Here is a 9,171-nt window from a genome sequence, read left to right as displayed (position 1 = left end):
TTGGTGGTGCTGAGCCCCGAAGACAGCGAGGCGATGCCGCTGGTGGCGGTGCTGAGGCCCGCCGAGGTCGAAGTCGAGAGCGCCGCGACGTTGCTGTTGGTGGTGCTCAAACCCGAGGACAGCGACGAGATGCCGCTGGTGGCCGAGCTCAGATTCGACGAAAGCGACGCCACGGTGCTGTTGGTCGTGCTCAAGCCCGACGAAAGCGACGTCACATTGCTGTTGGTGGTACTCAGGCCCGTCGATAGCGATGCCACCGTGCTGTTGGTGGTGCTAAGGCCCGTCGAGAGCGATGTGACGTTGCTATTGGTGGTGCTGAGCCCGGTGGACAACGAGGCGATGCTGCTGGTGGCTGTGCTCAGTCCGGTCGAGGTCGAGGTCGAGAGTGCCGCGACGTTGCTGTTGGTCGTGCTCAAGCCGGTCGACGTCGAAGTGGACAGCGCCGTCACATTGCTGTTGGTGGTACTGAGCCCAGTGGACAGCGAGGTGATGCTGCTGGTGGCCGTGCTGAGGCCGGTCGAGGTCGAGGTGGAGAGTGCCGCCACGCTGCTGTTGGTGGTGCTCAAGCCGGTCGACGTCGAAGTGGACAGCGCCGTCACATTGCTGTTGGTGGTACTGAGCCCGGTGGACAGCGAGGTGATGCTGCTGGTGGCCGTGCTGAGGCCCGTCGAGGTCGAGGTAGAGAGTGCCGCCACGTTGCTGTTGGTGGTGCTCAGGCCGGTCGAGACGGAGGTCGACAGCGCGTCGAGGTTGCTCTGGCCGGTGCTGAGGCCGGTGCTCAGCTGGGCGACCGTTGCCGCATCCTGCGGGTCGCTGCCGTCTGCGACGTTGACGAGGCGGCGCGTGGCGCTCGACGTACCGATGGAGACCACCGACGTGGGGGCGGCGGCGCCGGTCAGGTAGCCCGTGCCGGTCGGCGCCGTGGCGCTGGTGGCGCTGCCGCTGCCAAGGGCGACGTCGCCGGCGTTCTGCGCCGAGGCGCCATTGCCGAGGGCGAGCGTATTGTTGGCGCCGGCGCTTGCCGTCGCGCCCAGGGCTACCGCGCCGGTGCCGTTCGACGCGGCGGACTTGCCCAGCGCGATAGCCAACTCGCCCGTGGCGGCCGCCGCGTTGCCGATGGCCAGGGCGGACTGGTTGGTGGTGCCGGCGGTGATGCCGGAGTTGGCGCTGGCCTGCGCGCCGATCGCAATGTCGCCCTGGCCCGTGGCGTTGGCCAGGGCGCCGGCGGCATAGGTGTCCGTGGCCGACGCGGTGGCGCCGGTGCCGAACGCGATGGCGCCCTGGCCGGAGGCGGTGCTGTAGAGGCCCATCGACACGGCGCTGGAGCCGCTGGCCTTGGCGCCCCAGCCGTAGGCCTGGGCGGAGAAGCCGTTGGCCTGGGCATCGCAACCTATGGCCGTGGCCTGGAGGCCGTAGGCCGTGGTGACGGCAACGCCGTTGGCGCTTTGCGTCACGTTGCCGGTGGCCGAATTGTTCGGGGTGAAGCCCTGCATGCCGGTCGTCTGCCCCGCACCCGCGTTGGTGGGGGTGTTGTAGCTGGTGGAGGTGGTCTGGACGCCGAAGCCATAGACGCCGCCGGTGTAGTCCGACCCGCTGCCGTAGATGCCGGCCACGCTGAAGGGGCCGGCGGTGAGGCGGTTGCAGTCGCCGTCGCCGACCATGGCGATGGAGTTGGCCGAGGCGATGGCACCGAGGCCGCCGGAGCTGCCGGTCGCGGTTGACGGCCCGGCGCCGTTCACGATGGTGCCCCGGTCCGAAACGCTGACGGCCGCCAGCGACAGGGACGGCCAGAGTGCGCCGGCAAGCAGGGAAACCGCGCACCCCGCCGCTATCGGCAGCGGCCTGCCCGATGACGCCCGCGCCGATTTGCCGGAGGCCAGTTCCGACACGACTACCAATTGGCCGAGTGCCCGGTTCCAGACGATTTTGTAGATTTTGTTCATATCGCGCCCCAGTTACGCAAACTCGAATTCACGAAGCTGCAGTTGAAAATGTGGAGTTGGTCGGCTTGCCGGAATGGCTTTTCCGGTGGCTGGCGGAAAGGGCCGCCGCCATGGCGGGCGTAGCAGTCGAAGGCGATGTATGGAAAACCATGGCGAAAAAATCCACGCGGATTGAAGGCGGCGGATTGGAGATGGATGCCGAAACGGCTTTAGCGGATTTTTCTCGTATCGCGGAGGAGGCCCCGCAAGGCGGCCCCGGGATCCGGTGCCGCAACGCATGCCGGTGGCATGGCCGCCACGCCGCCGCCGGCGTGGCGGCCTTGGGCGGCGGGGGGGGCGTCCTGTATGCATCGCTGTCCATGGCCATGCTTCCTTAGGTGGGTTACGCGATGAGCCGGCGTGTCTTCCGCCTCTGCCTGCGGCCCTGTGCGGGGCGCGTCACGGGCGCGCCGGGGCATGAAAATGAACCCGGTTCATTTCCATACGGTGGCAGGGTCGATGGTCTTGGCCTTGAAGCCGCACGGATCGCGTTGCCCGCGGGCTTGCCGATGCGGCGCAGGAGCGAGGCGCGCATCCGGATGAATCCATACATCTATCGCCACGGTTTTCCCTCATTCTTGCGGGCAGGACACGCTGGGGCGTCCCGTCTCAAGCGACTCAGCCTGGGGTGCCGGGGCGGCCGCCGTGGCTCGTACAGGATGGCCCGGCAGGGGTAGTGGCCGTCGTTGTCTGCGGTGATGGGCGCGGAGCCCCCATGCCGATCCTCGACGCTACGCGGCGACGGGCGAGGCCGGTATCCGCATCGATCCTTTCCATCATCGTCTCCAGATGTATCGGGCTCCCTGCGCGTGCCTTCGTAGCATGGTGAAAATGCCGGGGTCAACTTTCTGCCGACTGGCCGGCGACACATTCATCCATGATGTATCGCGGAGGCGAAGAACGCGCCGGCTCGGTGTGTCATCCGGGTTCCTGCGCTGCATGGCCTCGATCGAAACACCGGTGCCGGACTGTGCGAAGGCGGGGCGATCGGGTTTCGGTGAATGCCGATTTTCCCGGTGAACCTGCGACCGGAAAACCCGCCGGAAAGTTCGGCATTCCAATGCGCCCGTCTCTTGGATGCGGGGCGGAAGCCTCAGGCCAGCGCGCTGCCGTCCCCCAGCGCCTGCACGATGCGCGCGGAAACCGGCCGCAGTTTCAGCAGCCGCCAGTTTTCCCCGCTGCGGGGGTCGAAGGGTTCGCCGAACAGCTGCTCGCGGACGTAGGTGTCCAGCCGCTCGGCCAGCGCCGCGGGCGACATGCCGGGGCGCAGGAAGGCCAGGTACCACGCCACGCGCTCATCCATCGACGGCGCGGTGGCGGGGGGGCGGCCGATGCGCCGGGCCAGCCGCCGCAGCAGTTCCTCGTAGCTGCCGGCCGAGGCCAGGGCCTCGTCCAGGTGCCGCTCCGCGTCGCGGTCGAGCAGCCAGTCGGTGGCGGAAAAGGCCGGCGCGGGCCGGGCGGCGGGGTGGCCCGGGGCGGGCCGGCGGTGGGGGGCGAAGCGTGCGCTTGGCATCGGACGGTCCTTGTGCGATGGGGCGGTGGCGGGTTCGGTATCGGCCGTGGCAATGATCCGCGGAAGCATGCGGTGGCCCCGCGCAGCGTGCTGCGGACCGGCGCACAGATCCACCTGTACGAAGCGGCGCCCCTTGCCGCGGGCCAGGTGGGCGAGGGATTCCAGCCAGGGATCGTCGGCGTCCGGCGGCTTGTCGGGCGGCTCGCCCTCGTCGACGAACACCATCAGCTCGCCCAGCTCGGCGAGCGGGGCCAGGTCTTCGTCGGGCGGGGATCGGGGCGGGGGCTGCAAGGCGCGCCCGTCCGGTGCCGCCCAGGCCTGCGGCAGGCGGCGGTCGACGATGGCGATCAGGCCCTGGGCGAGATCGTCCGCGGCGCCGCCGGCCGGGCCGCGGCCGAGCACGAAATGCAGCGCCTCCGCGCGCAGGGAGGGCGGCAGGAACAGCGCGGCCCGGTGCAGCAGCGCGGCGTCGGCCGGATTGCGCCGGCCTTGCCGGCCGAGGGGGCCGTGGATGGCCTGCCGCAGCCGCTCGCAGGCCTGTGGCCCCGCGGCCGCGAGCAGGAAGTGGCGGGTGAAGCGCGGGTCGTCCACCTCCCCGCGCAGCGCCGCGCTCTTGTTGAGCAGCTGCCACAGCAGCAACGCCAGCATCGTGCCGATCCGGGCCTCGCCGGGCAGCGCCAGGCCATAGCGTGGATGCGCGCGGCCGGACAGCGGCAGCTCCGCCCGGCGGATGCCCGCCAGTGCCTCCGGGCACACCTGTGCGCAAAGGTCGAGCAGGCTGGTGCAGGCCAGTACTTCGTGGGCGATGATCGTGTTGAGGATGGCGCGGCGCTGGCCCTCGTCGAAGTTGTCCCCGCGCGCGGCGCAGGCTTCCTCGCCGAACCACCAGCGCAGCAGCGTCGTGGTGGTCGGCGTCACCAGTTCGAACAGCTCGGCTTCGCCCTGGCGCAGGCCGCGGCACCAGTGCTCGCGGCGCACGTCCAGCGCTGCCGCGAGCGCGAGGCCGGGCGGCCCGCCGGGCGCCGCGTTCACGCGGGCGCTCCGGCGCGCCCGCGTGGGCGGGGGGTGGACGGGTGGCGGCGTCGGTTGGCCGTGCGGCCCGCTCCAGGCCGGCAACGGTCAAGCGCGGCGATGCCCGGCAGCGGCTCCGGCTGGGGGTTCGGCATGGCGGCGTGACACAGGTGTTCGATCGATCCATGAAAGCAAATTTTACGTGGCATATAAAGCGAAAGTTTCAACGCCCGCGAAACCTGCACCTACCGTCGCGGGATGAAGAATGAACAGGCCGCCTTCGGCGCCCGCCTCCTCTCTGCGCTGGCCGCGGCCGACATCGAACCGAGCCCGGTCGCGCTGGAGAAACTGCTGGCGCGCCACGGCGGCGACCCCGTCACCCCGCAGGCGATCTCCGGCTGGCTCAACGGTCGCCACCTGCCCAAGCAGCACAACCTGCGCGTGCTCGCGCACATCCTCGACATGGCGCCGCACGAGTTGCAGTACGGCAGCGCCCGCACCCCCGGCGTGCGCGAATCCCCCGCGGCCTGGCCCGACGCGATCGGCGCCGAGGACCGCCTCGCCATGCAGTCCTACCTGGCGCTGCCGGGGGCGCGCCGCCGCCTGGTGCGCGAGTTGATCGCGGCGCTGGGCGAGCCGGTGGGTCGGGGCAAGCGGGGTTGAGCCGTCGGTGGCGAGGTACGCGCACCGATGCCCGTGAAGCGGATCGCCGCCGTGGCGCTGTCGGGTTCTCTCGCCGCTTCCGCACACGGTCTGGCATCGGCGAAGGGTGCGAGATGGTTGCCGCGCATCGCCAAGTTCGATTTGGCAAACTACCGCATGCCGTGACTTCCCCATGACGCCCGAACAAGCCCTCGACTTCGTCCGCATCCACGGTGTGGTGCTCGCCTCCGGCAAGGGGCCGGTGCCGCGGCTGGCCGAGGCGGTGGCGGGTGGGCCGATCAAGGGGAGCTGGTGGGCGCATCCGCGCAGCCACGAGATTTTCCGCGCGCTGAACGCGGTGGCCGATTCGCCGGAGGTGCTGGTATGCCGGCTGGTGGGCGGCAAGCGCACTTTCGTGCATCGCCGCCTGTGGCCGGCGCTGGTGCGCGTCGCGGCGCATTTCTCGGCCGGGCAGTTGGCGCAGGTGCGCGAGGAGCACACGGCCTCGGGGCGGCATGTGGCGCGCGAGGTGCCGTTCCCGGCCTGGGTGCCGCCGGAGGTGGCCGGCCAGGCCGATGCGCTGGAAGAGGGCGAGGCGCTGGCGGCGCTCGGGGCCTGGGCGGCGTCGCCCGGGACGCGGGGCTAGGCTTCGGTCGCGCCGTTCGCGAGGGAGCTCTGCCATGCCGCGCCCGTCGGCCGGCGCCGGGATGTCGGCGTGGCGAGGGCGGCCTGCCAGCCGCCGGGCGGGGAGGGAAGCGTCGGCCCCGCGCTCAGCGCTCGATTACGCTTACTGCCAGGCCTCCGCGCGAGGTCGGGCCGCCGGCGGGATGCGTGAAGCGCGTGCCGGCGACGGCGAGGGCTCGCCGTGAAGCGGCGAGCGGCGAGAGGAAAACCGACCTCGCGCCTCAGCACTCGATCACGTTCACCGCCAGGCCCCCGCGCGAGGTTTCCTTGTACTTGTCCTTCATGTCGCGCCCGGTGTCGCGCATGGTGGCGATCACCTTGTCCAGCGACACGCGGTGCTTGCCGTCGCTCTTGAGCGCCATGCGGCTGGCGTTGATGGCCTTCACCGCGCCCATCGCGTTGCGCTCGATGCAGGGGATCTGCACCAGGCCGCCGATGGGGTCGCAGGTGAGGCCAAGGTTGTGTTCCATGCCGATCTCGGCGGCGTTCTCCACCTGGCCGATGCTGCCGCCGAGCGCCGCGGCGAGGCCGCCGGCGGCCATCGAGCAGGCCACGCCCACTTCGCCCTGGCAGCCGACCTCGGCGCCGGAGATGGAGGCGTTCTCCTTGTAGAGGATGCCGATGGCGCCGGCGGTGAGCAGGAACTCGATCACGCCCTCGTCGCTCGGCCGGGGCGCGAAGCGGTGGTAGTAGTGCAGCACCGCCGGCACGATACCGGCCGCGCCGTTGGTGGGCGCGGTGACCACGCGCCCGCCGGCGGCGTTCTCCTCATTCACCGCCAGCGCGCAGAGGTTGACCCAGTCGAGGATGGTGAGCGGATCCTTGAGCGCGGCCTCGGACGCGTTGTGCAGTTCGGCGGCCAGCGCGGGCGCGCGGCGCACCACCTTGAGCCCGCCGGGCAGCACGCCGGGCGAGCGCAGGCCGCGGTTCACGCAGTCCTGCATGGCGTGCCAGAGGGTCAGCAGCCCCGCGCGGATCTCCGCCTCGCTGCGCCACACCTTCTCGTTCTCCATCATCAGCTGGGCGATGGTGAGGTCGTGTTCGGCGCACAGTGCGAGCAGTTGCGCGGCGCTGGTGAAGGGGTAGGGCAGGGCGGTGGTGTCGGCCACGATGCGGTCTTCCGCCGCCTCGTCCTGGTTCACCACGAAGCCGCCGCCCACGGAGTAGTAGTCGCGCGTGGCCAGCTCGTTGCCGGCCGCGTCGTAGGCGAAGAAGCGCATGCCGTTGGTGTGGAAGGGCAGCTTCTGGCGCTTGTTGAAGATCAGGTCGCGCTTCTCGTCGAACTCGATCTCGCGCTTGCCGAGCAGGCGCAGGCGCCCGCTCGCGCGGATGCGTTCGAGGATGGCGTCGATGCGGTCCGGGTCCACCGTGTCCGGGTGCTCGCCCTCGAAGCCGAGCAGCACCGCCTTGTCGGTGCCATGGCCGCGGCCGGTGAGGGCAAGCGAGCCGTACAGCTCCGCCCGCACGCGCGCCACGCGCTCGAACACGCCCTTCTCCTCCAGCCAGCGCTCGCCAAAGCGCGCGGCGGCGCGCATCGGCCCCACCGTATGCGAGGAGGACGGCCCGATGCCGATCTTGAACAGGTCGAAGACGCTGACGGCCATGCTTGCGCTGCGCAGTTAGGGGAGGGAGCCACTATTCTAGGCGCCTTGCCCCCTTCCGCCCTCCTGCGCCGCCGCATGGCCGACTACGTCCTCTACCAGCGCGACTATTGCCACCTGTGCGACCTGGCGCTCGCCGTACTCGCGCAGGCGCGCCTGCCGGAGTTCGACAGCGTGTGGGTGGACGATGTGGCGGAGCTGGAGGCGCGCTACGGCGCGCGGGTGCCGGTGCTGCGCGATGCGTGCGACGGGCGGGAACTGGCGTGGCCGTTCGATGCGCCGGCGGTAAGGCGGTTCGTGGCCGGCGCGTGCTAGGGCGACGGGCTTGGGTGCTGGAACAACCGATGGCCCGAAGGTGGCCATGCCTGGCAGATCGGCCAGGGGGAATCAACATGGGCCGGTGTATCGGTCCGCTTGCCCCAGCGCGCCGGTCCAGGCTGGCTAGCGCATCTGCATGGGGGCCGCCGGCTACTGCATCGCCTGGCTCTGCTCCTGGATCGGCTGCACTCGCTGTTGCGCCTGTTCCTGGTGCTGCTGAAACTGCTGCATGGCCTGCTGCCATTGCATGCCGCTCTGCTCCATCGGGGTGTTTAGAGCCTGCACCGTAGGCACCCGGCGCCCTTCGGCATAGAAGCCGCGGCCATGGGCGCTCTTCGCGTAGGAGCCGCCCTGGCTCAATGCATGGATCATCGGCCTCGCGTGGGCGGGATCGACGAACGCCTGCTTTATCACTGCGTATTCGTGCGGCAACTGTGGATGGGCCAGATCGTCGCCGAGTCGCGTCGGATCGACCAGTGGGTTGGCCTTGGTGTTTTCCCAGGCTCGGTGCAGGGGGTGATCGGCCGTGGTCTGTTGCAAGTCGCGAAAGAGCTGTGTGCCGTGCAGAGCGTTGTCGCGCCCATCCCGCATATCTTTGGCAAAAGCATCAATGGCGGCACTGACCTCAGCAACATTGCGGTAGTTGCCATGCCGGGCCTGCCTGAGAATACGGCCGCCTATGCCCTCATTCTGGTTGAACGCCTTGGCCGTGATCGCGATCAGCTTCTCCAGCTCCGCCACCGTGGCGTTCCGAAAGAGCTTCGTCTCGCGCAGCGGCGCTACGGCCTTGGCCATGAGCCTTTCGGTCTGGGCCATGTCGTGTCGGTGGACGAACGACACGCCGGCGTCGCTGGCCAGGAACTGGTCCAGATGCGACTTCACCGTTGCGTCCATGGGGCGCTGGTGTTGCGCGGTGATGGTGTTTCCGTCGCGGGACAGGTCGGCCATGGCCTGTTGGCGCTGTGTCTCGGTGAGAATCCAGTCCGCATGCGTGGTTCGTGCCCAGGCCTGGAAGGCATCGGTAAGCGGGCCGGCGACCTCCTTGTGTTGGCCAAGGTCGGTTTGCAAGGTACCGATGGTGTAACCGCTATTGCCCGCCGGATACATTTTCATGATGCCGTGCGCATCGGGGCGCAGGTTGCCGGCGAACGCAAGCTGGTAGGCGCGGTCGGACCCTTCCGAGGCCACGCCGATGGCAAAGTAGATGAGCGACCTGGCTTCGTTGTCCGTGATGTTCGTCATGGCTGCGTCCTTGCGTGCGTGTGGCTTCAGTCGTCAACATCGGGGCATTGCGCGTTGTCCAGTGGCGGATCCTTCCCGGGTTTTACCTTTTGCAACACGACGTATTTGTTGAAACCTCGCGTGGAACCGGTTCCGTACGACTCGTACCAGACAAGTGCCCTGCCTTGCGAAACAAAGT

Annotated in this window: 9 protein-coding genes; 5 read left to right on the top strand and 4 right to left on the bottom strand. The window is 69.5% G+C overall.

The genetic code is table 11. The annotated features are described in order from the left end of the window. Positions 1-1,943, bottom strand: a 1,943-nt coding sequence (locus tag ACH65_RS19820; RefSeq protein WP_272913767.1) for an ESPR-type extended signal peptide-containing protein, incomplete at its 3' end; no start/stop codon positions are given. Positions 1,944-1,993: 50 nt separating this feature from the next. Between ACH65_RS19820 and ACH65_RS19815 the strand changes: the two genes are divergently transcribed. Then, positions 1,994-2,320 carry a hypothetical protein gene (locus ACH65_RS19815; protein WP_153242555.1) on the top strand — a complete coding sequence of 109 codons (327 nt, stop codon included), beginning with the start codon at positions 1,994-1,996 and terminating at the stop codon, positions 2,318-2,320. Between the two features lie 755 nt (positions 2,321-3,075). Here ACH65_RS19815 and ACH65_RS10450 read toward each other — a convergent pair. After that, complete coding sequence (locus ACH65_RS10450) at positions 3,076-4,527, bottom strand: hypothetical protein (protein WP_049622536.1); 1,452 nt, start codon at positions 4,525-4,527, stop codon at positions 3,076-3,078. A 237-nt stretch (positions 4,528-4,764) separates the two neighbouring features. Here ACH65_RS10450 and ACH65_RS10445 point away from each other — a divergent pair, with 237 nt between their 5' ends. Genes ACH65_RS10445 through ACH65_RS18470 form a run of 3 tightly spaced genes read left to right on the top strand, consistent with a single transcriptional unit; the run spans position 4,765 to position 5,794 of the window. Then, the gene (locus tag ACH65_RS10445) at positions 4,765-5,169 is read left to right on the top strand and encodes a helix-turn-helix domain-containing protein (RefSeq protein WP_049622535.1); all 405 of its coding nucleotides are present in this window, start codon (positions 4,765-4,767) and stop codon (positions 5,167-5,169) included. Positions 5,170-5,202: 33 nt separating this feature from the next. Further along, positions 5,203-5,334, top strand: a complete 132-nt coding sequence (locus ACH65_RS21020) for a hypothetical protein (protein WP_272913766.1) — start codon at positions 5,203-5,205, stop codon at positions 5,332-5,334. 7 nt (positions 5,335-5,341) lie between these two features. Next, positions 5,342-5,794: a hypothetical protein gene (locus tag ACH65_RS18470; protein ID WP_053096234.1), complete on the top strand. Its 453-nt coding sequence runs from the start codon at positions 5,342-5,344 to the stop codon at positions 5,792-5,794. A gap of 259 nt (positions 5,795-6,053) precedes the next feature. On the opposite strand, the gene ACH65_RS10435 is transcribed toward ACH65_RS18470, so the two are convergent. Further along, positions 6,054-7,436, bottom strand: a complete 1,383-nt coding sequence (locus ACH65_RS10435) for an L-serine ammonia-lyase (RefSeq protein WP_049622534.1) — start codon at positions 7,434-7,436, stop codon at positions 6,054-6,056. Between the two features lie 75 nt (positions 7,437-7,511). Here ACH65_RS10435 and ACH65_RS10430 point away from each other — a divergent pair, with 75 nt between their 5' ends. Next, positions 7,512-7,748 carry a glutaredoxin family protein gene (locus ACH65_RS10430; RefSeq protein WP_049622533.1) on the top strand — a complete coding sequence of 79 codons (237 nt, stop codon included), beginning with the start codon at positions 7,512-7,514 and terminating at the stop codon, positions 7,746-7,748. A 153-nt stretch (positions 7,749-7,901) separates the two neighbouring features. On the opposite strand, the gene ACH65_RS10425 is transcribed toward ACH65_RS10430, so the two are convergent. Next, positions 7,902-8,993: a hypothetical protein gene (locus tag ACH65_RS10425; RefSeq protein WP_049622532.1), complete on the bottom strand. Its 1,092-nt coding sequence runs from the start codon at positions 8,991-8,993 to the stop codon at positions 7,902-7,904. Between the last annotated feature and the right edge of the window lie 178 nt (positions 8,994-9,171).

Origin of the sequence: Frateuria defendens (assembly GCF_001182895.1) — a bacterium.
GTDB lineage: Bacteria > Pseudomonadota > Gammaproteobacteria > Xanthomonadales > Rhodanobacteraceae > Frateuria_B > Frateuria_B defendens.
This window is presented reverse-complemented; position numbering and strand designations above follow the sequence as displayed.

What these genes read in the sequence shown, in the direction of transcription:
- ACH65_RS10445 (WP_049622535.1), top strand. Translation starts at nt 4,765, where the DNA reads ATGAAGAATGAACAGGCCGCCTTCGGCGCCCGCCTCCTCTCTGCGCTG.
- ACH65_RS18470 (WP_053096234.1), top strand. Translation starts at nt 5,342, where the DNA reads ATGACGCCCGAACAAGCCCTCGACTTCGTCCGCATCCACGGTGTGGTG.
- ACH65_RS10435 (WP_049622534.1), bottom strand. Translation starts at nt 7,436, where the DNA reads ATGGCCGTCAGCGTCTTCGACCTGTTCAAGATCGGCATCGGGCCGTCC.
- ACH65_RS10430 (WP_049622533.1), top strand. Translation starts at nt 7,512, where the DNA reads ATGGCCGACTACGTCCTCTACCAGCGCGACTATTGCCACCTGTGCGAC.
- ACH65_RS10425 (WP_049622532.1), bottom strand. Translation starts at nt 8,993, where the DNA reads ATGACGAACATCACGGACAACGAAGCCAGGTCGCTCATCTACTTTGCC.